The sequence below is a fragment of the Thermococcus fumicolans genome (assembly GCF_055386755.1).
The window spans coordinates 994,888-1,013,539 of sequence record NZ_AP042424.1 but is presented as its reverse complement, the minus strand read 5'-3'; the positions used below and the strand labels follow the sequence as shown (position 1 = coordinate 1,013,539).

Here is an 18,652-nt window from a genome sequence, read left to right as displayed (position 1 = left end):
ATCTTTGAATTTTCGGGGCAAATTTGAAAAACATTCATGGCCCGGCGTGACCCATGGGAAGGTTTTTAAAGGGATCGCGGGAGGCCAGATTGGTGATGGGGTTGAAGTTTAAAGGCAGGGCCTTCGGTGAGACCGCCAGGATAGAGTTCGAGATCATGACCCTCAGCGAGCTGAGGGTAGAGGATCTGCGCGATTTTGACGTCGGCTCCTTAAAGCTGGAGTTCAGGCCCGCTTCTTCTGGCATAAGGATAGTTGGGATATGGGAAGGCCCCATAGAGAAGGCCGGAGAGGGTATTAAGAAGGCAATTGAGGAGAGCGGAAAGCTTCGCGAGAGGATAATGGGCAGGATAAAGGCAAAGGCGGATTCAATAAGGAGTACAATGCTCCAGATGGGGTTTAAGGAGGAGGTCGTTGGCTACGGGAGCGCCCTCAGGTTCACAAAAAGGGTTGGAGACTACGAGATAGTAGTCGTGGTCTCGACGACGGACGATCTGGTTAGGGTTGAGGTCTACGGAAACGAGGGCAAGATCCTTAGCCCCGAGATAGAGAGCATCTTCGGCGACGTCGAGGTTGAGGAGCTCGAGGTCTACGACCTCGAAGACCAGCGCGACGAGAGGCTCGTGATAAACCTTGAGATCTCAAAGGACGACGAGAGGCCAGACAGGAAGATCGCCGAGGCCATAAGGATCATCGAGAACATGCTCATGACCTGACCCCGATTTTGTTCCCCTTTGTTACAATCCTGCGCCTTTTTCTTGGGATTCCCACAAAGTTTTTATGTCAATGTGCTATAGTACCATAATTGGGGAAGGGGATGGGTGACCTACCCTTTGAGCTCCCCGTGGAGAGGTTCGTGGGGGAGATAACTCCCTACTCCACGCTGACCCTCATCTACGAGACGTACTCGGACGCATGGGAGATACCCCTGGTCATGGCCAAGGAGTTTATGGACAAGGGCTGGGCCGTTGTGATAACGAACTACCTCAGACCCCTGAACCATTTCCTGAGGGATCTAGAGATAGTCGGGATCGACGCCGAGAAGGCGCTCGATGAGGACACCCTGTTCATAATCGACGTCTTCGGTTCGAGATACCACCTGAGAACCGAGAGGAGGAACGTCTTCTACCTGGACCCAGTAGAGCCCGAGACACTCAACCCCAAGATCTTCAGGATTTACCAGGAGAACATCATCCCGAGAACTGAGGGAAAGAGAATCCTTCGGATCGTCTACCCCCTCCACGGGGTCGTTCAGATAGCGGGAGAAGAGCCAACGGTGAAGATGCTCAGCCAAGTTTTGAGCCTCTACTCTAGGCTCCCGGTCGAGAGCTTTCTGGTGATGTCCCTCAACCGGGACACTGTGTCCAAGAACTTCACGGCGTGGATAGTGGAGCTCAGCGACTACGTCCTCCTCTCCAAGGCCTTCGTTGGGAAGGGGAAGTTCGAGGAACACCTCTACTTCCTGAAGGCGCCGATACCGGGGTTCAAACCCGAGGAGTACCTCCTGATAAAGACGGGAAAAACGGGAAGGGAGAGGTTCGGGGTAAAGAGGCTGGGGGAACTCATCCCCTGAACTTCGGCCTCCTGCTGAGGAGCAACGGCAGGGGCCTTGGCTTGTACGGGAAGCCCTCGGTCTGGGCCTTTATCTCCCTGATGAGATCCTCGAGCTGCATCTCGACCTGCTTCCCGTCGCTCCTTCTCCTCACGGTGACGGTGTTCTGCTCCTTCTCGTTCCTTCCGACGACGACGATGTAGGGAATCCACTCCTTCTCGGCCTTCCTTATCTTCTTGTTGAGCCTGTCGTTGGTGTCGTCGACGTCCGCCCTTATCTTGGCACCCTCGAGCTTACCGGCGACGTAGAGGGCGTAGTCCATGACCTCCTCGCTGACTGGTATAACCCTAACCTGTATCGGGCTGAGCCAGAGCGGGAAGGCCGGCTTTACTCCCTTGGCCTGGAGCTTGGCCTGCTTCTCGAGGATTGCGTACATAACGCGCTCAATAGCTCCGCTCGGCGAGCAGTGGAGTATGAGCGGGTACTGCTCCTGTCCGTTCTCGTCGTAGTAGGTTATGCCGAAGCGCTCCGCGTTCTCGACGTCTATCTGGACGGTGCTGAGCGCTGCAGCCTTGTCGAGGTTGTCCACGAAGTTGAACTCGAACTTGAGGATGAAGTAGAAGAACCTCTGCTTCCACATCTCGATTAGGACGGGCTTGCCGATTATCCTCGCCAGCTCGACGATGAAGTCCCTGTTCTCGTTCCAGAAGTCTTCGGTAAAGCGTATGGCGACCTCGTAGTCGTCCGGGGTGAGACCAACGCCCCTGAGGACCTCCATGCTGAGCTTGTACTGCTTCTTGAACTCGTCCATCGCCTGCTTGAGGTCGCGAGCGACGGTGTGCATATCCGGCATCGTGAAGGCCCTGAGCCTTCTCAGACCGCTGAGCTCGCCGCTCTTCTCGCGCCTGAAGGAGTAGCGCGTAAGCTCGTACATCCTGAGCGGAAGGTTGCGGTAGCTTATGGTGGCGTCCTTCTTTATGAGGAACTGGCCGAAGCACGCGGCAAAGCGAAGGAAGAACTTCTTGTCGCCGCTCTTGACCACGTACTGCCTCGCCGGGAACCTGTTCAGGTACTTCTCCAGAGCGGGGTGCTCGAAGTCGTACATGATCGGGGTCTCGACCTCCATCGCCCCGTACTCGATGACCTTCTCGGTGACGTACTGCTCGAGGAGGCCCTTTATCAGGCGTCCCTTCGGATAATAGCGGAGGTTTCCGCCGTCGCTTCCGGGCTCATAATCAACGAGCTCGTGCTCGAGCATGAGCCTGACGTGGGGCGGCTCCCTGTCGGCTATCCTGTTCTTGCTTATCTCGTAGTTGGCGAACTTCCTGAGGTTCTCGTGGCCGGTGAAGTCGAACTTGTCGACCTCGATGAGCTCGCCCTCCGGCGTGAGGACGTACCAGTAGCTCTTGAGTTCCTCCTCCTTTTCAAGGGCTATGTTGCGCTCCTCCTTTGAGACGGCCTCGCCGCTTGGAACCACTGTCCTGCTGAGTTCGGCCAATGGGTGTCCCTTGCAGCTCAGCTTGAAGGCCTTGTAGTAGCCGAACGGGGCGCGCTTGACCTCGAAGCCTTCCTCCTTAAGCTTTTCCTCAACCTTCTGGAGAACCTTGAGGGCTACATCAGGCTTCGCCAGCTCGCTGCTCAGGTGGGCGAAGGGGTAAACGAATATCCTCTCGGCTTTAACCTGCGCCGTAACGTCCTTGATCTCCTTCACGGCTTTCTCAACGACCTCATCCGGGTTGCTCTCGTCGACCTTCTCAACGCTCATGAAGACGGCCAGAACCTCGTCGAGCCTGCCCTTCCTCTGCTCGTCGCTTATCGGCTCGGGGTTCTTAAGGGCCTTGTCCTTGACCTCGTATTCGAGGTAGTCGGAGTGTATCAGAAGCATTCTCATTCTCAACCACCACCCATAGCTGGAGTCGAATTACTAAAAGTTTTCCCTTGGGCTTATAAACCTGTTCGAAGGGGAGAAAACAAAGAGACTCAGCCTTCCCTCTCCCCCTCGACCCTTATCCTGATGGGCTCCGGGAACCAGTTCACCCTCTGCGGGAACGGTATCTCGATTCCCTCCCTGTCGAGGGCCTCCTTGATCTTCTGGAGGAGGCGGTACTTGGAGCGCAGGAGGTTCTGGCCTATCCAGAGAGAACTCGGAACCCACGCCCAGAGGGTTATGTTGACCGAGCTGTCGGCCAGTTCGCTGACGTAGACCCTCGGCTCGGGTATTGCAAGGACGTATGGTTCTTCATCGAGAACCCTGAGGATAGTGTCGATCGCTCTTTGGGCGTCCTCCTTGTAGGCTATCCCCACGGTTATCTCCGCCCTCCTAGCGGGGTACTTCTGCAGGTTGACGATGTTGCTGTTGAAGAGCTTCTCGTTTGGGATCCTCACCAGGGTTCCGTCCCAGGCGCGTATCCGCGTCGAGAGGATCCTTATGTCGTGGACCACACCCTCGACGTCCCCTATCCTGACGGCGTCGCCTATCTTGAGCGGCTTGTCGAAGTACATGAAAACGCCGGAGATGAAGTTGGCTATGACCGTCTGGGCCGAGAAACCGAGGACGATACCCGTTATACCCGCGGCGGCTATAATGGTCGACAGCCTGCCGCTGAGGCCGGCTATATTGAGGGACACGAAGAAGGCGAAGGTTATTATGCCGTAGTAGAGGAGCTTGGCCTTTATCTGGGTTTCGGGCAGCTTTTCCTGAGTCGTGCGCATGAGCATGTAGTCCTTCGACCTCTTCGCCAGGAGGTAGGAGAAGTAGAAGACGGCCAAAGCGGTTAGGACATCGCTGAGGGGAGTACCGCCTACCTTATACGAGAGTATGCCCAGGATGTGGAGGGAGTAGAAGGCCGCTATCAGAACCACCATGTTGTAGATGGCCCTGGCGGTGTCCTCGTTGAAGAGCCAGACGTAGGTTGTGCTGTTCGAGAGCTCCAGTACGTACTTCTCGATGGCCTTCGCTATTAAGAAACCGAGGATGAAGACGATGAGGGAGAGCACGGCGTCCCCGACGTTCAGCGTAACCTTGGTCGGACCGAAGCCCAGGGTCCAGTTGGCCGAGAGGTTTAGGCTCATCCTCACCACCTCATCAGGAAGTTGGGGAGGGCCTTTTTCCTCCCGGAGACCATCAGACCTTCCTTCGGAGGTTTCCCAGTGTTGTTGACCTCTGGAATGGCATCGCCGAGCGAGACCTTAACGAGGGGGTAGTAGGCTTTTTCAGGGGAGTAATACATTGTCGATCCCCTGATCGGGACGACCACTTTGTCTATCCCCTCCCAGTTCCTGGTGGGGTTGGTGATCGAGACCACCATAACCCCGAGGGAGTCGGGCTCCTTCAAGGTGAAGCTCGAAACGTGGTACCTCGCTATTGCCCCGGCCTCAACGCTCCCGTACAGGGCGTACTTCTCGCGGCCAACGACGAAGCGGTCTATCGTCAGCTCCCCCGTCCTGACCTCCACGTCAACGGGGGCCTCGAGGAAGCCCACCACCTCCTCGCCGGGGGGAATGGCCAGGGGTTCCCGGAGAACGACCATCAAAAGCCTGATGCCGTAGCCCTCCGCCGGGGCCGGGAGAACCTCCAGCTTTTCGCCGTCCCTCCTCTTGATGAGCCTCTCAACGTCATCGCGGCGGTACCTCACGAAATCGCCCTCCAATTCGAGGAGGTGCAACTTTTTATCCCCGATTTTTATGAACTGGGTTCTGAGTTCATGCCCCCCAAACATGCTCCCAAATCCGGTGAGGTGGATTTAAGGTTATCGAAGCTGTAGCAAAGACTTAAAAAATCCTCGCTGGAATCCCTACGAGGTGGGAGGATGGAGGTTAAAAAACCGGCCAAAGATGGTGACATGGTCCTTCCCGGGGATTACCTCGGTGTCATAGAGGAGTACTTGCCGGGGGAAGGCGTGAAGGAGGAGAACGGAGAACTGATAGCCACAAGGCCAGGAAGGGTGAGGGTGGATCAGGAAAGGATGGAGATACACGTTGAGCCCGTCACCGACACCCCGCCGCTCCCAAAGGTGGGCGACGTTGTGATAGCTCAGGTTATTGAGGTCAAGTCCCAGGCGGTTATACTACAGCTCCTCAGGATAGAGGGGAAGAGGGACAGGGAGATAGCCACATCAAAGCTGGCCGGACTTCACGTCTCCCAGGTAAAAAACGGGTTCGTTGAAGACCTGAGCAAGGAGTTCAAGGTCGGCGATATAATAAGGGCCCGCGTAATATCGAACGAAAAGAGCCCGATCCAGCTCACGACCAGGGCCCCGGATCTCGGGGTTGTGTACGCGTTCTGCTCGAGGTGCAGGACGCCCCTCGTGAGGAGGGGGAACCAGCTAGTCTGCCCCAAGTGCGGAAACGTCGAAACCAGAAAGCTCTCGTCCCTCTACAGGAAGATGGTGATCTGAATGGCGAGGGCCAAGAAGGTCATAACAATCCACGTGAGGGACGACAGGGAAAAGGAGGAGTTCATGAAGGAGCTCGAAAGGCTCAGCCTCCCGGCGTTCATCTACGTACACGGAAAGCTCGATTCCCTCAAGATCAACGTCCAGGGGACTAAGGAGGAGATACGGGAGGCCATAGGGAAGATAAGGGCGATCCACAACAGGGTCAGGGCAAAGCTGTACCCCGACAGGAGGGGCCTCTACCACTACTCACCCGACGACCTGTTCAGGGAGGCCGGGGCGAGTGTTTCACTTCCAATCCTGATGAAGACCCTCGAGTTGCTTGGGGAGAGGGCCGAGCTGGACGAGTCCAAGGGGGAGCTGGTAACTTCCATGCCCTGGGAGGAGGCCGTCTCACTGGTGAGGGAGCTCGGTGAGAACCTCGCCGAGGTATCACTCCAGACCACGAGGCAGATACGGGAGGTCATCCTTCCGGTCTCGGTGGCCTTCGGGATGGAGCCGGGAGAGGTCATCGACCTCCTAGTTGAGCTGGGAGTGGCCGAGTGGAAGGAGGATAAGTTTAAATACGAACTGGTCAAGAACAAGGAGCAGGCTTTGAAGATCGTCCTGGATCATCTGAGGGGTGATAGCGGTGAAGATTGAGGTCATCAAGCGGGAAGGGAACACGCTCGAGTTCTACCTTGAGGGAGAGGACCACACGTTCGCCAACCTATTGGTCGAGACCCTCCACGAGGACGAACACGTCAAGTTCGCGGCATACTCAATAGACCACCCGATACTCATGGCGCGGAAGCCGAGGTTCAAGGTCACAACCGACGGTGAAGAGAGCCCTGAGGAGGCCCTCGAGAGGGCCGCCCAGAAGATATTCGACGGTGCCAGGGCTGTTCTAGAAGCTTGGAACGCCGCCGTTAAAGGCTGATCCCCATTCCATTTCCTACTCAGCCCGCTCCGAAATTCTTTTAAGGGCTCCGGGGTATCCATGCAGGGTAAGGCGAATGAAGCGGAGTTTTAAAATCACCCGGAAGAGTGTGCAGGTTCTTAGGAGGGAGCTCTCAAAGAGGCCCGTTCAGGCCCTTATAGGGGTAATCCTCATCGGACTCGCGATCAGGCTCTACCTGGCCCCCTATTCGAGCGGGAGCGACATACCACAGTTCTACGGCTTCGGGGGCACGATGCTGAGGCACCCCCTGGACTTCTACGCCTACGCCTCCGGAAAGCGGTGGAGGCTCGAGGGGTGGCCATACGGGTGGCCCTACGTTTACGGGCCCGTTCTGGCGTACCTCCTAGCCCTCCTCCGGCTCATCGTGGGCAATGGAAAGGTGAGGTTCTTCTGGGACAAAAACGGCTACCACGTCTTCGTTTCAAGGTCGTGGGTGGTCGCGGTTAAGTCCCTCTTCATCCTCGCCGACGTCGGGATAGCGGTTCTCATCTACACCATGGTGAGGAAGAAGTCCGAGTGGGGGGCATTCCTGGCCGCTACCCTGTACTTCCTCAACCCCATGGTCATCTACGTCTCCTCGATATACGGCATGTTCGACGGCTTGGCCGTTCTTCCCTTCCTCCTCGGCCTGTACTACATCGAAAAGGGGAGCGAGAAGCTCGGGTACGGCCTCGTGGGCTTCAGTCTGGTGGTGAAGCACACCCTCCTGTTCCCGGCCGCGGTTGTCCTCTGGGACGCCCTTCTGAAACGCAAAAAAGACCCCAGAGGGCTCGGAATAAACGTCGGCAGCTTCCTTGCCGGGCTGTTCATTCCCTTCGCTCCATTCCTCCTCAAACCGGGCTCCCTATCCAGCATCCACGATCTCCTGCAGGGGATGAAGCCCGACTACACCTACCCGATATCCTACAACCTCAACGGCCTCGTGGCACTTCTGACATTCATACACGACAAGACCGGCCTCAACACGCTCTTCTACATGAAGCACTGGCTCTGGTTCGCCCTGCCCGCCCTGGCGGCGGTTCTATTCGTTCACCACCGCTCCAGGAACCTCAGGGTCTCGGTGGCCCTGGCTTACGCGGCCTTCCTCCTGAGCTACTGGCGCGTCAACACCCAGTACATGCTCCCGCTCATAGCGTTCGTTGCCCTTGCCCTGCCAGAGCTCAGCTGGCCATCCCGGGCCGTCGCGTTCATAACGACCGTGCCCCCCACTCTGTGGCCCATAACCTTCCCCACAAGCTTCTGGTTCCACGTCCACTTCGAGAACCCGGACTGGGAGATGGTTAAGCTTATAGACCGCCTCACCCTCATGATCTTCGACACCGGGCCCTTCATGGTCCTCTCGGGGGTCTTCACCCTGCTCCTCTTCGCCTGGCTGGTCTGGGCCCTCTCTGCCTCGCTGGAGTGCGGAGGTGTGACGAGTGGAGAAAAAGCCAAGGATTGAGTACCCCAGGGACTTCAGGGACAAGGGGCTCGCAACCCTCGGCGATTCCCTGGCCAACTTCCTCTACTCCCTGGCCCTCAGCGAGTTCACGGGAAGGCCGAGTGGTGGAAGGGTTCCCAATGCATCCCTCGCCATCGCCATGGAGAGGGCCCGTTTGAAGCACCTGATACCCCCGAGAACGGACAAGCACGGAAAAGGCGACGTGGCGGAGGCCGTTATAGCATTCGCCTGGTTAGAGGGGGCATTTACGATAGAGGAGGCAGTCGAGGTTCTCGTCAGGAACTTCGACGACGATGTACTCCACCCGTACCGGAGCAAGGAGGCATTGGGAAAAGCCTTTGGGGAGCTTTTGAAGCTCATAAAAGAGAGGCTCGACCTCTGATCAGACCCTCGGCCCCATGAGGCCCCTCTCCTTGAGCCGCTCGTAGGCCCTCCTCAGGGCGTCCCTTATCAGGTAGCGCTTGTTGAGGCCCCCGAGGCGGTAGGCGGCTTTTCTCAGGCTCCCCGCCTTCAGGAAGAGCTCTATGAGTTCCCTGTCCTCCTCGGGAAGATCAAGGTGTTTCAGGGCCATCTCGGCTATCTCGACGGGCAGGTTTCCCTCGTAGGCGTAGTCAGCGCTCAAAACCGGCTTTTTGAACTTCTCGATCAGGCGGAAGACTATTACATGGGCTGGAGAATCGTCGTCCACGTACCTGTAGTGCTCCCTGAGGGCCCTTAAAAGCTCCTCCCTGCTCGAAAAGCCGTCCAGGAAAGCATCTTCATCGGTCAGCTCCCCGACGGTCTTGCTCTCGACCCTCTCTATCACGGCCCTACCTATGGCGTACCCCCCCGCGTGGATGAGAACCTCGTCTCCCTCGCTTAGGTTCGGCCTCCTTCCGAGCCTCACCGTCGCTCTTTTCTTTCCTTTGAGGATTGCTTCGGCGTACCTGCCGTCGAACTCGAGGTGCTTCATCTCCCCTCACCGAGGAGCCTGAACTTTATCGCTATGACACCGTAGCGGTTCTCCTTCCACTTGGGGTACATGCCGTGGAAACGCTTAAGGGCCCTTTCAAAGCTCGGCTCATCTGGGAAGATCCTCTTTATGGGCTCCTCCCTGAGCACCTGCCTGAACGTCTCGTAGCGCTTAACCTGGGTAACGACGGCAGGAACCTCGTCATTGAAGATGATCTTATCGCCGGGTTTTATGTTCCTTAGCTGGGGGTAGGCAACCCGGACCTCCGTCCTCTTCTCCCCGGACCTTATGTAGTCTAGGTACTCCTCGCGAACTCTAAGCCTGTAGACCTTCATCTGCACTCCCTCCCAATTCTCTCGGGGAAACTTTTAAATCTAATTGAAACCAACTCGTTATGGAGCTGATGGGTATGACAATGGTGAGGAAAGCTAGGAGGGCCCAGAGTGCGGTGGAGTACCTCTTCATGCTAGCGGCGGCGATGATACTGGTGGCGATAGCCATCAAGGTCGTCTTCGATGCCACGAGGGAACTCCAGCAGAGCGTCGAGGACTACACGAAAACCGTTAGGGAGAGGATAATGGAGAACCTCTGACGGCTTCTGGGGGAGTGAGAGGGGTGGAAGCCTACGCGTGGATTATTCTACTCGTTGGATCAATCGCCGGCTTTCTGACCTCCTACACGGACGTTAAGACCGGGTTCATATTTGACAACCACGTCTTTCCCATCCTTGCCCTCTTGGAGAAGGTCAGGGGGATGGAAGAGGAGGACGAAGAAGTTAACCTCCCGGAATGGCTGGTGAAGATCCCAGTCCCGGCCGTCGAGGTCGGAATAATCCTCTACCTGTACCTCGGGCTCAGGAGTGGGGACACGATCCTAGCCCTCTCTGGAATCATAGGGTTCGTCGTTGGACTCTTACTCGGCCTCTTCCTCTACTACGCGGGGGCGTGGGCTTCCGGGGACGTGCTCCTCCTGGCGGCTTTCTCGGCCCTCCTGCCCTACCCCCTGAGCGTAGCCAGGGTCACGGCCCCCTACGAGGTAAGCTACCCCCTCTACCCCCTCGCGATACTCTTCAACAGCATACTGGCCATCTTCCCCTTCCTGATATTCTACGCCCTGGCCATCCTTATCGTCAGGAGAAAAACCGGGGCTTTGAAGAGCGTGTTCCTTGAGAGGGCCTCGCTCTCCGTCGAGGCCTCCCTCTGGATAATGGCAGGTGTGGCCCTGGTGGTTCTCCTCCAGAGAAACGCCGGCCTGACCCTCCACCCCCTCCTCAAGTACCTGCTCACCATCGCCTTGATAGCAGTCTTTGGAAAGTGGAGGGCCGTCGGGGATGCAATAGGTGTTGCCTCCACGGCCTACCTAACGTATCTGGCAGGCCTGAGCGCCCTTTACAGCTTCGCAAAGCTCCTCGTCGTCCTCTACCTCTTCAAGGTCTTCTTCTCAGTGGTCAAGGTTCTGAGGGAAGAAGCCTTCATCGAGGAGGTTACCGTTGAGCAGCTCAGGGAGTGGGACATACTCGGGGAGACGATCTATCTGGAGGGGGAGGAGGTGAAGAGGGACCGCACCGGCTTCTTCGACGCCCTCAAGAAGGCCCTCCTGTCGGGGGACTTCAAAGCCCTCTCCGGAAGAACCGAGAACGCGAAGGTGATAGCCTCTCCAACCGCGGAGGGCCTCTCGAAGGAGCAGATAGAGAGGCTAAAGTCGCTCGTCGAGGAGGGGAAGCTGGAAAACCGCTTCCTGAGGAAGAAGGCCATGCCCTTCGCACCGAGCATCTACCTGGGCTTCCTCATAGCGCTGCTCTGGGGGGACATGTTCTGGTGGCTGGTTCTGAAGACGGCGGGGCTCTGAAGCCGAATTTTCCACTTTTTGCGGAAAGGAAGAGAAAAAGAGCTCAGAGGAGCATCCTCGCGTCGACGGCTATTGCTGAGTCCTCGTAGGCGAAGATCGGGTTGATGTCGAGCTCCTTGATCTCCGGAAGCTCGAGAGCAAGCTCGCCAACCTTGACGATGATGTCCGCCAGAGCGTCTATGTTGACGGGCTTCTCACCGCGCGCTCCGGCGAGGATCGGGTAGGCCTTGATCTCCTTGATCATGTCGAGGGCTTCGTCCTTGCTTATCGGGGCGACGCGGAAGGAAACGTCCTTGAGTATCTCGACGAAGATTCCACCGAGACCGAACATGATGGCCGGGCCGAACTGTGGGTCGCGGATCATACCGACTATAACTTCTTTGCCGAGCGGAAGCATGCGGTAGATGATAACGCCCCAGAGGTCGGCGTCCGGCTTGTAGTTCTTGGCGTTCTCCATAATGGTCCTGAAGGCCTCTCTCGCTTCTTCGTCGCTCTTGATGTTGACCTTAACTCCACCGGCGTCGCTCTTGTGGATGATCTGCGGGGAAACGATCTTCATGACGACCGGGTAGCCGATCTCCTTGGCGAACTCTACAGCTTCTTCCTCATTGGTGGCGACCTTAAAGTCCGGAACCGGGACGCCGTAGAGCTTGAGTATCTCCTTAGCCTCCGGCTCGACGAGTGGCCTGTTCTCGGCCTTGGCCTTCTCGATTATCTCCCTGGCCTTAGCAATCCTGTCCATACCAATCACCCCATCAGCTTGACAGTGCTCAATCCTCCCGGGCAGTTAAAAGGGTTTCCATTTGCCAACTCACCGCTTCAACCACGTTTGAAGCCATGGTGGGGTTATAAGTAGGGGGACACCGTAGTAGTAACGGTGATTCCCCATGAGAAAACTGTGGAAGGCCGTTATTGGGACGGTCGTGATAGTAATCCTGATGGTTGCCTTTTCGGGGACGGAGAGGACCAGGGCGGCTCAGGCGGACACAACGGTTGCCCTCTACGACTCGGCCAACTTAGGCGTCGTGAGCAGGGTTCTGAACCTGAGCCTTGAGAAGGGCATAAACAGGATTCCGCTGGAAGAACTTGCCGGGCTCAGCGTGGAGGAGATAACCGTCAGGCCCCTGAACTCAAGCGTCCAGTTCCTGGGGCTTTACAGCGCCCAGTCGAGCGAGAACATATACGATTCCAACGTTGGCGGTGACGTGGAAGTCAAGACGACGAACGGAGACCTCATCAAAGGGAAGTTCCTGGGTCTGAAGGACGGAAAGCTCGTGATCCAGAACGGGGACGGTCTCTACGCCGTAAACCCAAGTGAGCTCGTCTACTTCAAGGCCTCAAGGATAGAGAAGAAGGGAGGCGTTTACGCCAGCTTCCTGGCGGAGAAGGACGGCAAATACCCAGTTGAGATAACCTACCGCGTTTCAGGCATGAGCTGGGGTAGCAGGTACAAGCTCTACCTAGGGAACGAGAGGGCAAAGCTCCTGGGATACATAATCATGAAGAACCCCACCTCACGGGAATACGACAACGCCAAGGTCGTTCTGGTCTCGGGCGACGTCCAGCTGTACCAGGGGGTCTCCCCGAGGTACGTCTACGCGGTTGCGGAGGCGAAGGCCGGTGGGGACGAGGTCAGCCCCCAGGAGCCGGTCAAGCTCGAGGCGTTCTACATGTACCCCCTCGGGGCCGTCGACATAGAGCCGGCGAGCACTATGATGATACCCTACATCTCAACGGAACTCGGGGTAAAGAGGGAGTACCTCTACGAGAGCTGGGCCTACAACAGGGAGGGCGACGTTTACGAGTCGATTTCCTTCAAGACGGACAAGGTACTGCCCGCTGGAGTCGTCGAGATCTACCGCGAGGGCAACGGAGGAACGGTTCTGATAGGCGAGGGGCACATTGACCACACCCCCAAGGGCGACGTGGTAAGGATAGGCATCGGGAAGGACTACGACCTCAAGGGAACTACCAAAGTGCTCAGCTACGAGCACGGCGACCGCTGGGCAAAGTACAAGGTGCAGATAAAGATCGAGAACTTTGGGGACGAGGCCAAGAGCGTTGTAGTGCGCCACTACAAGTACCGCGGGAAGATTCTGAGCTCGAGCGTCAGCCCAAGCGATGAAACGGCCAGCTACGTGGAGTTCGTCCTGAACGTTCCTGCTGGGGGCTCAAAGAGCGTGACGTTCGAGTACGAAGTGACCTGGTGAGTTTCAGTTTTCCTTTTCTCTTCTTCCGGCCCCTCACGATAACCTTAATAAACGACCCCGCTTTCTATGGTTAGGGGTGAGAGAGATGGCAAAGAAGAAGGAGTTTAGGCAGGCTGAGGTTAACATAGGAATGGTCGGTCACGTTGATCACGGTAAAACCACCCTGACCAAGGCCCTAACCGGGATCTGGACCGATACCCACAGCGAGGAGCTGAGGAGGGGCATCACGATCAAGATAGGCTTCGCCGATGCCGAGATAAGGAAGTGCCCGAACTGCGGCAGGTACTCTAGCTCGCCGGTGTGCCCCTACTGCGGCCACGAGACGGAATTTGAGAGGCGCGTTTCCTTCATAGACGCCCCGGGCCACGAGGCGCTCATGACCACCATGCTGGCTGGAGCCTCCCTCATGGACGGCGCGGTTCTCGTCATAGCGGCCAATGAGGGCATAATGCCCCAGACCAGGGAGCACCTCATGGCGCTTCAGATAGTCGGGAACAGGAACATCGTCATAGCCCTCAACAAGATCGAGCTCGTCGACAAGGAGAAGGTCATCCAGCGCTATAACGAGATAAAGGAGTTCATAGCCGGGACCGTGGCCGAGAACGCCCCGATAATCCCGATTTCAGCTTTACACGGGGCCAACGTTGACGTTCTCCTAGCGGCTATAGAGGAGTTCATACCCACGCCGGAGCGCGACCCGAACAAGCCGCCCAAGATGCTCGTCCTGAGGAGCTTCGACGTCAACAAGCCGGGAACCAAGCCCGAGAAGCTCGTGGGCGGAGTTATCGGCGGTTCGATAATCCAGGGCAAGCTCAAAGTGGGGGACGAGATCGAGATAAGGCCCGGCGTCCCCTACGAGGACCACGGCAGGATACGCTACGAGCCGATAACGACGGAGATAGTCTCCCTCCAGGCCGGAGGAAAGTTCGTGGACGAAGCCTACCCAGGCGGTCTAGTTGGAGTTGGAACAAAGCTCGACCCGTTCCTCACCAAGGGCGACCTCATGGCTGGAAACGTCGTCGGAAAGCCCGGCCAGCTCCCGCCGGTCTGGGAGGATCTCACGCTGGAGGTTCACCTCCTCGACCGCGTCGTCGGAACCGAGGAAGAACTGAAAGTCGAGCCTATAAAGAGGCGCGAGGTTCTCCTCCTCAACGTCGGGACGGCAAGGACTATGGGCCTAGTTACGGGCCTCGGGAAGGACACGATAGAGCTCAAGCTCCAGATACCCATCTGCGCCGAGCCGGGAGACCGCGTTGCCATAAGCAGGCAGGTCGGCAGCAGGTGGAGGCTTATAGGCTACGGCTTCATCAGGGAGTAATCTCTTTCCTTTTTCTCCAGTTTGGGTGGTTCTCATGGAGAAGAACGAGTGGGTGGTTATTCCGGACACGAACTTTCTCCTCGTGCCAGGGCAGTTCGGCGTCGACATAATCTCGGAACTCAACAGGATCCTCGACGTGAGGTTCAGAATCCTCGTCCCTAACGTCGTTCTCCAGGAGCTGGAGGTCATAGAGCGGAAAGCCAGGGGAAAGGATCTGGTGGCAATAAGGATGGCGAAGAAGCTGGCGGAGCGCTTCGAGACGGTTGAAATAGGCCACTTTGGAGAGAGGCCGATAGACGACCAGATCTTCGACTTCGCCACCAGGAACGAGCGGGTTATAGTGTGCACCAACGACAAGGGGCTGAAGAAGAGGCTTCGCGAGAGAGGCGTTCCGGTCGTTTACCTCCGCTCGAAGAAGATCCTCGAGCTTGAAGGAATGCTGGGATGATCACACACCCAGCACTTCTAGGAAGTCAACCCTCTGAAAATCAGAATCAAAGGTGGCTATCCGTTTAATCCCTTCAATTCTGCACGTCAGCGCGATGGATGCATCGTTTGGCAGGAGCCCGTAGCTGGAAACCATCCCAAGGAGATCCCCAACGGAATAAGCGGGATTCAGCATTGTAAACTCAGAGAGAAGCTCCTCCACAGGGGAAAGGTCCACGTCAAGTTTTGGCAGCTTTCTCTTCAGATCGTAGGGGCGGAGGTTCGTTGAGAGCCTTATATAACCGTAAGTCACCTCGGAGAGCACAACGGGGTTTATAGCGCCTTCAACTTCCCCTTCCCACACGAGGCTTAGCAAAGCCTTAGCTTTTTCCTCGCCTCCAAAGAACTTCAGAAAGACGTTGCTATCAAAGAACACCCTCATTCTCTATCTCCTCGATGACCTTCTCAACCTTTCCCCTCTCAAAGATGCCGAAGTATTTATCAACGTTCTTGGACCTCTTGAGAAGGATCACTACCTCCTCCCCCTCCTTGAGGGGCAGTTCCCTCTCGGGTACCAGAACTCCATGCCTATAAACGGCCCTAATACCCTCCATATCCACCACGGAGGAAGTTTGTTCCGAGGCTATTTATCTTTTTTTCTCTTGAAAACATCGCCGTTCACGGCGGGGAGGAGGTCAGCCATTTCGCAATAATAATCCTTAAAACCCCACCTCCTCTACCCCCTCGGGTGAGAGAATGTACACGGAGGAAGGACTGCTCGAAGAGATAAGGGAACTGATGGGCGACGAGGAGCTCTACAGGATGTACGAGAGGGCCTTCAGGGAATACCACTACTACTTCGACACCACCAACTACATAGTCCTCAACGTCTACGGCTTCAACGACCACGGCCCGGTGCACGTCCTCCTGACGACTAGGCGCGCACTGGAACTGCTCAGGATCATAAGGAAGTTCGGGATCAAAACGACGTCCGAGAGGCTGGGCAAGCCCTTCAGGTGGAGCAAGTTCATCGTCGCCTTCGGCGCGCTCTTCCACGACATCGGCAACATGATACACAGGATAAACCACTACGGCTTCAGCGTCCAGCTGGCGGAACCGGTGATAGAGAAGCTCGTGGGCGAGTTCGAGGACAGGGATCCGCTCCTTCTCAAGGCCCTCACGCTCAACGCCATATACACCCACGACGAGCACGTGCCGTGCACCACCATAGAGGGCTCACTCGTCACCATAGCGGACGGCTGCGACATGGAAGCGGGAAGGAGCAGGCTCGTCCACAAGAAGGACAAGGTCGACATCCACGCGGTCTCGGCTTTAGCCATAGAGAAGGTGGAGATAAAGGAAGGCGACGAGGAGCAGCCAATACTCATTGAGATATGGATGAAGCACCCGGCGGGGATCTTCCAGGTGGACGAGATTCTGACGAAGAAGGTTAAAAGTTCCCTCCTAAGCGGGAAGGTAAGGCTGAGGATACACACCGGCGCGGATGGGGAGATCGTGGAGAAGGTTATTTAACCTCCCACCGTTTCTTTATCCATGCTGGTTGATGCCTACCGGGACCTAAAGTACCTCCTCAACAGGGGCTACAGAAAGGCCCACGCTCTCGAGTTCGTCGCCAACCACTACCGCCTGACCCTAGAAGAGAGGCACCTGCTGGCGAGGTGCGTTTTTTCAGACCCCTGGATCGAGGAGGTTAGGCGAAAACTCCTGGCTCCGGGTGAGTTGGAGGACAGGACACTGACCATCGACGGCTTCAACGTCCTCATAACCCTGGAGTCCATCGTGGAAGGGAAGGCGATACTCTGCGAGGACAACCTCGTCAGAGACCTTAAGTACCAGGGGAAATACAGGCTCAGCGAGAGCACGGAGGGGCTTCTGAGGAGGATCGCGGGGGCACTCGGGGAGCTCAGGGTCGGCAAAGCCCTCTTCTTCTACGGGAGGAACGTGCCAAAGAGTGGGATCGTGAAGGCACTGACCGAGAAATCCCTTGAGGAATTTGGCGTTCAAGGCGAAGTTTACCTCGTGAAAAGCCCGGACTTCGAGCTGAAGGGCTTTAAGACGGTAGCGACCGCCGATGTTGGAGTTGTCTCGAAGGTCCCCCACGTCTTCGACCTTCCCCGGTACATCGGGGCCAAGGAAAGCGTGACAAAATTCGAGGAGCTCCTTGGATTAAGGTGAACGAGGCTCTTTTCGTTTATACCGCATTCGAAACGCAACGGCTTGAACTAAAGCTTAGGAAACCCTTAATAAGGAAAGGTTCGTAGTTGAAATAAGTACTGCCCGCCTCGCGGGTTTGGGGGGAAATGTATGAGGAAAGCCTTAGGCCTGCTGTTGGTTCTCCTTCTTTTTGGGTTAGTTATCGGAAGCGGATGCATGGGGGGAGGCTCATCAACGTCCACCTCCTCTGAAAGCCAGAGCTCACCGCCCCAATCGAGCCAGAGCACGAGCGGGAGCGTAACTAAAACCACGAGCACTCAGGGGTCGATGACAACGAGCGGGGTAAGCACGACCACCTCCAGGGAGACGAGAACGACCACAACCACCAGCCAGCCGAGCGGCACAACCACAACGACCACAATCGCGGAGGAAACCACGACCACCGAGACTGCGACCACTACAACGTCCCAACCAACGACGACCACAACGACTACGACTCAAGCGGAGGAAGCCTACTGGACGAACCCCTGGGAGTACACGCCAGTAAAGATAGACGGCCGGAACTACACGGTCACGTACTACCGGATCCATTACAAGGTCCAGCCCAACCAGAGCGCCCCCATGTACGAGTACATCGTTGAAAAGAGCGTCGGAAGAACCAAGGTTCACGTCTACGGAACCGACCTCATGGGCGGCACCGTCGACCTCGGCGAGCATGAGGTCTACGAGTACACCACGGTCATCACGCCGGTTAAGGCCGCAGCGCTGACCGACAAGCTGACGCTGAGGGTGTGGTACAAGAAACTGGTGGGGGAGGCGTTCATCTATCCCTGGGACATAGCGTGGGCAGCTTATATGAGCCCGATGGGGGCAACCGGGGAGAACGCCTTCGTGGGCTTTGAGATCGAGTACGCAGGGGAGAAGTTCACCGTGACGAATGGGGCCGCATTCCAGAACGGCCTGTTCCCGCATGTGGAAGGCAACAGCGACCTGCTCAGTGACGTGAATCAGGACCTCTACAACCTCTACTTGGGCTGGTTCGCTATCACAAACCTGGCCGTTTGGAATGGCTTCCGCTCTAACAATGTTTTTGTGCCCCACAGTGGCACGATTACAGATGGACAGGGACACACCCTCACATGGAGCTCAGAACCCGACGGGACCGTGACTTTCTCCGGGATAACCTTCAAGCTCGTCAAGTTCAAGTGGGAGTACACTGGCTCCGCAGAGGGCACCGAGATTAAGGGAAGCGGCAAGTTCTCGCCCTACCTCTTCATCCCCATTGAAACCGAGGGTTACCTGACCTACGTCCCAAGCAACACCGGAAAGAGCACGACGATATACGGCTACCTAAAGGTGGAAGACCTCAAGCTTGAGGAGAAGGGGTGAGTTGGCCCTT

23 protein-coding genes are annotated in these 18,652 nt (G+C 56.8%); 15 read left to right on the top strand and 8 right to left on the bottom strand.

Annotated elements, in window-relative coordinates; all coding sequences use genetic code 11:
* The first annotated feature begins 101 nt into the window (after nt 1–101).
* Together ACZ5AM_RS05605 and ACZ5AM_RS05600 are read left to right on the top strand one after the other, a co-directional pair.
* Entirely contained in the window at nt 102–713 is a 612-nt protein-coding gene (locus ACZ5AM_RS05605; protein WP_464915997.1) for a hypothetical protein, read from the top strand.
* Nucleotides 714–802: 89 nt separating this feature from the next.
* Nucleotides 803–1,570: a hypothetical protein gene (locus ACZ5AM_RS05600; protein ID WP_464914083.1), complete on the top strand. Its 768-nt coding sequence runs from the start codon at nt 803–805 to the stop codon at nt 1,568–1,570.
* Here ACZ5AM_RS05600 and ACZ5AM_RS05595 read toward each other — a convergent pair.
* The 3 genes from ACZ5AM_RS05595 to ACZ5AM_RS05585 all read right to left on the bottom strand — a co-directional run bounded on the left by ACZ5AM_RS05595 (nt 1,560) and on the right by ACZ5AM_RS05585 (nt 5,268).
* Nucleotides 1,560–3,440, bottom strand: coding sequence for a threonine--tRNA ligase (locus ACZ5AM_RS05595; RefSeq protein ID WP_464914082.1), 1,881 nt, complete (start codon nt 3,438–3,440; stop codon nt 1,560–1,562). The two genes, ACZ5AM_RS05600 and ACZ5AM_RS05595, sit on opposite strands and share 11 nt — an antisense overlap.
* An 89-nt stretch (nt 3,441–3,529) precedes the next feature.
* Complete coding sequence (locus ACZ5AM_RS05590; protein WP_464915996.1) at nt 3,530–4,621, bottom strand: mechanosensitive ion channel family protein; 1,092 nt, start codon at nt 4,619–4,621, stop codon at nt 3,530–3,532.
* Nucleotides 4,622–4,623: 2 nt separating this feature from the next.
* Entirely contained in the window at nt 4,624–5,268 is a 645-nt protein-coding gene (locus tag ACZ5AM_RS05585) for a DUF432 domain-containing protein (RefSeq protein ID WP_464914081.1), read from the bottom strand.
* Nucleotides 5,269–5,358: 90 nt separating this feature from the next.
* On the opposite strand from ACZ5AM_RS05585, the gene ACZ5AM_RS05580 reads away from it, so the two are divergent.
* From ACZ5AM_RS05580 to ACZ5AM_RS05560, 5 genes are all read left to right on the top strand, one after another.
* Entirely contained in the window at nt 5,359–5,946 is a 588-nt protein-coding gene (locus tag ACZ5AM_RS05580) for an exosome complex RNA-binding protein Csl4 (RefSeq protein WP_464914080.1), read from the top strand.
* Complete coding sequence (locus ACZ5AM_RS05575; protein ID WP_464914079.1) at nt 5,947–6,585, top strand: DUF2067 family protein; 639 nt, start codon at nt 5,947–5,949, stop codon at nt 6,583–6,585.
* Complete coding sequence (locus ACZ5AM_RS05570) at nt 6,575–6,862, top strand: DNA-directed RNA polymerase subunit L (protein WP_464914078.1); 288 nt, start codon at nt 6,575–6,577, stop codon at nt 6,860–6,862. Before ACZ5AM_RS05575 ends, ACZ5AM_RS05570 begins: the two co-directional genes overlap by 11 nt.
* A 109-nt stretch (nt 6,863–6,971) precedes the next feature.
* Complete coding sequence (locus tag ACZ5AM_RS05565; protein WP_464914077.1) at nt 6,972–8,324, top strand: glycosyltransferase 87 family protein; 1,353 nt, start codon at nt 6,972–6,974, stop codon at nt 8,322–8,324.
* Complete coding sequence (locus tag ACZ5AM_RS05560) at nt 8,302–8,706, top strand: ribonuclease III family protein (protein ID WP_464914076.1); 405 nt, start codon at nt 8,302–8,304, stop codon at nt 8,704–8,706. The genes ACZ5AM_RS05565 and ACZ5AM_RS05560 overlap by 23 nt, the downstream gene beginning before the upstream one ends.
* Here the strand turns inward: ACZ5AM_RS05560 and ACZ5AM_RS05555 are convergent, their stop codons facing one another.
* On the bottom strand, nt 8,707–9,276 hold the full coding sequence (locus ACZ5AM_RS05555; RefSeq protein ID WP_464914075.1) for an ASCH domain-containing protein: 570 nt from the start codon (nt 9,274–9,276) through the stop codon (nt 8,707–8,709).
* Nucleotides 9,273–9,611: an ASCH domain-containing protein gene (locus ACZ5AM_RS05550; protein WP_464915995.1), complete on the bottom strand. Its 339-nt coding sequence runs from the start codon at nt 9,609–9,611 to the stop codon at nt 9,273–9,275. The genes ACZ5AM_RS05555 and ACZ5AM_RS05550 overlap by 4 nt, the downstream gene beginning before the upstream one ends.
* A gap of 59 nt (nt 9,612–9,670) precedes the next feature.
* Between ACZ5AM_RS05550 and ACZ5AM_RS05545 the strand changes: the two genes are divergently transcribed.
* Both ACZ5AM_RS05545 and ACZ5AM_RS05540 read left to right on the top strand, forming a co-directional pair.
* Complete coding sequence (locus ACZ5AM_RS05545; RefSeq protein ID WP_464914074.1) at nt 9,671–9,868, top strand: class III signal peptide-containing protein; 198 nt, start codon at nt 9,671–9,673, stop codon at nt 9,866–9,868.
* A 23-nt stretch (nt 9,869–9,891) separates the two neighbouring features.
* The gene (locus ACZ5AM_RS05540) at nt 9,892–11,124 is read left to right on the top strand and encodes an A24 family peptidase C-terminal domain-containing protein (RefSeq protein WP_464914073.1); all 1,233 of its coding nucleotides are present in this window, start codon (nt 9,892–9,894) and stop codon (nt 11,122–11,124) included.
* Nucleotides 11,125–11,167: 43 nt separating this feature from the next.
* Here the strand turns inward: ACZ5AM_RS05540 and ACZ5AM_RS05535 are convergent, their stop codons facing one another.
* The gene (locus ACZ5AM_RS05535) at nt 11,168–11,866 is read right to left on the bottom strand and encodes an acetate--CoA ligase family protein (protein WP_464914072.1); all 699 of its coding nucleotides are present in this window, start codon (nt 11,864–11,866) and stop codon (nt 11,168–11,170) included.
* Between the two features lie 145 nt (nt 11,867–12,011).
* Between ACZ5AM_RS05535 and ACZ5AM_RS05530 the strand changes: the two genes are divergently transcribed.
* From ACZ5AM_RS05530 to ACZ5AM_RS05520, 3 genes are all read left to right on the top strand, one after another.
* Nucleotides 12,012–13,334 carry a DUF4139 domain-containing protein gene (locus ACZ5AM_RS05530; RefSeq protein ID WP_464914071.1) on the top strand — a complete coding sequence of 441 codons (1,323 nt, stop codon included), beginning with the start codon at nt 12,012–12,014 and terminating at the stop codon, nt 13,332–13,334.
* Nucleotides 13,335–13,419: 85 nt separating this feature from the next.
* Nucleotides 13,420–14,652, top strand: coding sequence for a translation initiation factor IF-2 subunit gamma (gene eif2g / locus ACZ5AM_RS05525; protein WP_464914070.1), 1,233 nt, complete (start codon nt 13,420–13,422; stop codon nt 14,650–14,652).
* 34 nt (nt 14,653–14,686) lie between these two features.
* Entirely contained in the window at nt 14,687–15,100 is a 414-nt protein-coding gene (locus ACZ5AM_RS05520) for a PIN domain-containing protein (protein ID WP_464914069.1), read from the top strand.
* Here the strand turns inward: ACZ5AM_RS05520 and ACZ5AM_RS05515 are convergent, their stop codons facing one another.
* Together ACZ5AM_RS05515 and ACZ5AM_RS05510 are read right to left on the bottom strand one after the other, a co-directional pair.
* On the bottom strand, nt 15,101–15,520 hold the full coding sequence (locus ACZ5AM_RS05515; protein ID WP_464914068.1) for a type II toxin-antitoxin system VapC family toxin: 420 nt from the start codon (nt 15,518–15,520) through the stop codon (nt 15,101–15,103).
* Complete coding sequence (locus ACZ5AM_RS05510) at nt 15,504–15,692, bottom strand: antitoxin family protein (protein ID WP_464915994.1); 189 nt, start codon at nt 15,690–15,692, stop codon at nt 15,504–15,506. Before ACZ5AM_RS05510 ends, ACZ5AM_RS05515 begins: the two co-directional genes overlap by 17 nt.
* A gap of 142 nt (nt 15,693–15,834) precedes the next feature.
* Here ACZ5AM_RS05510 and ACZ5AM_RS05505 point away from each other — a divergent pair, with 142 nt between their 5' ends.
* From ACZ5AM_RS05505 to ACZ5AM_RS05495, 3 genes are all read left to right on the top strand, one after another.
* Nucleotides 15,835–16,611: an HD domain-containing protein gene (locus tag ACZ5AM_RS05505; RefSeq protein WP_464914067.1), complete on the top strand. Its 777-nt coding sequence runs from the start codon at nt 15,835–15,837 to the stop codon at nt 16,609–16,611.
* 21 nt (nt 16,612–16,632) lie between these two features.
* Nucleotides 16,633–17,274 carry a DUF434 domain-containing protein gene (locus ACZ5AM_RS05500; protein ID WP_464914066.1) on the top strand — a complete coding sequence of 214 codons (642 nt, stop codon included), beginning with the start codon at nt 16,633–16,635 and terminating at the stop codon, nt 17,272–17,274.
* 129 nt (nt 17,275–17,403) lie between these two features.
* The gene (locus ACZ5AM_RS05495; protein WP_464914065.1) at nt 17,404–18,642 is read left to right on the top strand and encodes a hypothetical protein; all 1,239 of its coding nucleotides are present in this window, start codon (nt 17,404–17,406) and stop codon (nt 18,640–18,642) included.
* Nucleotides 18,643–18,652 lie beyond the last annotated feature (10 nt).

Excerpts from the sequence above, each read along its gene's own strand:
- ACZ5AM_RS05595 (WP_464914082.1), bottom strand. The coding sequence starts at position 3,440 with ATGAGAATGCTTCTGATACACTCCGACTACCTCGAATACGAGGTCAAG.
- ACZ5AM_RS05590 (WP_464915996.1), bottom strand. The coding sequence starts at position 4,621 with ATGAGCCTAAACCTCTCGGCCAACTGGACCCTGGGCTTCGGTCCGACC.
- ACZ5AM_RS05585 (WP_464914081.1), bottom strand. The coding sequence starts at position 5,268 with ATGTTTGGGGGGCATGAACTCAGAACCCAGTTCATAAAAATCGGGGAT.
- ACZ5AM_RS05580 (WP_464914080.1), top strand. The coding sequence starts at position 5,359 with ATGGAGGTTAAAAAACCGGCCAAAGATGGTGACATGGTCCTTCCCGGG.
- ACZ5AM_RS05575 (WP_464914079.1), top strand. The coding sequence starts at position 5,947 with ATGGCGAGGGCCAAGAAGGTCATAACAATCCACGTGAGGGACGACAGG.
- ACZ5AM_RS05555 (WP_464914075.1), bottom strand. The coding sequence starts at position 9,276 with ATGAAGCACCTCGAGTTCGACGGCAGGTACGCCGAAGCAATCCTCAAA.
- ACZ5AM_RS05550 (WP_464915995.1), bottom strand. The coding sequence starts at position 9,611 with ATGAAGGTCTACAGGCTTAGAGTTCGCGAGGAGTACCTAGACTACATA.
- ACZ5AM_RS05545 (WP_464914074.1), top strand. The coding sequence starts at position 9,671 with ATGGAGCTGATGGGTATGACAATGGTGAGGAAAGCTAGGAGGGCCCAG.
- ACZ5AM_RS05535 (WP_464914072.1), bottom strand. The coding sequence starts at position 11,866 with ATGGACAGGATTGCTAAGGCCAGGGAGATAATCGAGAAGGCCAAGGCC.
- ACZ5AM_RS05530 (WP_464914071.1), top strand. The coding sequence starts at position 12,012 with ATGAGAAAACTGTGGAAGGCCGTTATTGGGACGGTCGTGATAGTAATC.
- eif2g (WP_464914070.1), top strand. The coding sequence starts at position 13,420 with ATGGCAAAGAAGAAGGAGTTTAGGCAGGCTGAGGTTAACATAGGAATG.
- ACZ5AM_RS05520 (WP_464914069.1), top strand. The coding sequence starts at position 14,687 with ATGGAGAAGAACGAGTGGGTGGTTATTCCGGACACGAACTTTCTCCTC.
- ACZ5AM_RS05515 (WP_464914068.1), bottom strand. The coding sequence starts at position 15,520 with ATGAGGGTGTTCTTTGATAGCAACGTCTTTCTGAAGTTCTTTGGAGGC.
- ACZ5AM_RS05510 (WP_464915994.1), bottom strand. The coding sequence starts at position 15,692 with ATGGAGGGTATTAGGGCCGTTTATAGGCATGGAGTTCTGGTACCCGAG.
- ACZ5AM_RS05505 (WP_464914067.1), top strand. The coding sequence starts at position 15,835 with ATGTACACGGAGGAAGGACTGCTCGAAGAGATAAGGGAACTGATGGGC.
- ACZ5AM_RS05500 (WP_464914066.1), top strand. The coding sequence starts at position 16,633 with ATGCTGGTTGATGCCTACCGGGACCTAAAGTACCTCCTCAACAGGGGC.
- ACZ5AM_RS05495 (WP_464914065.1), top strand. The coding sequence starts at position 17,404 with ATGAGGAAAGCCTTAGGCCTGCTGTTGGTTCTCCTTCTTTTTGGGTTA.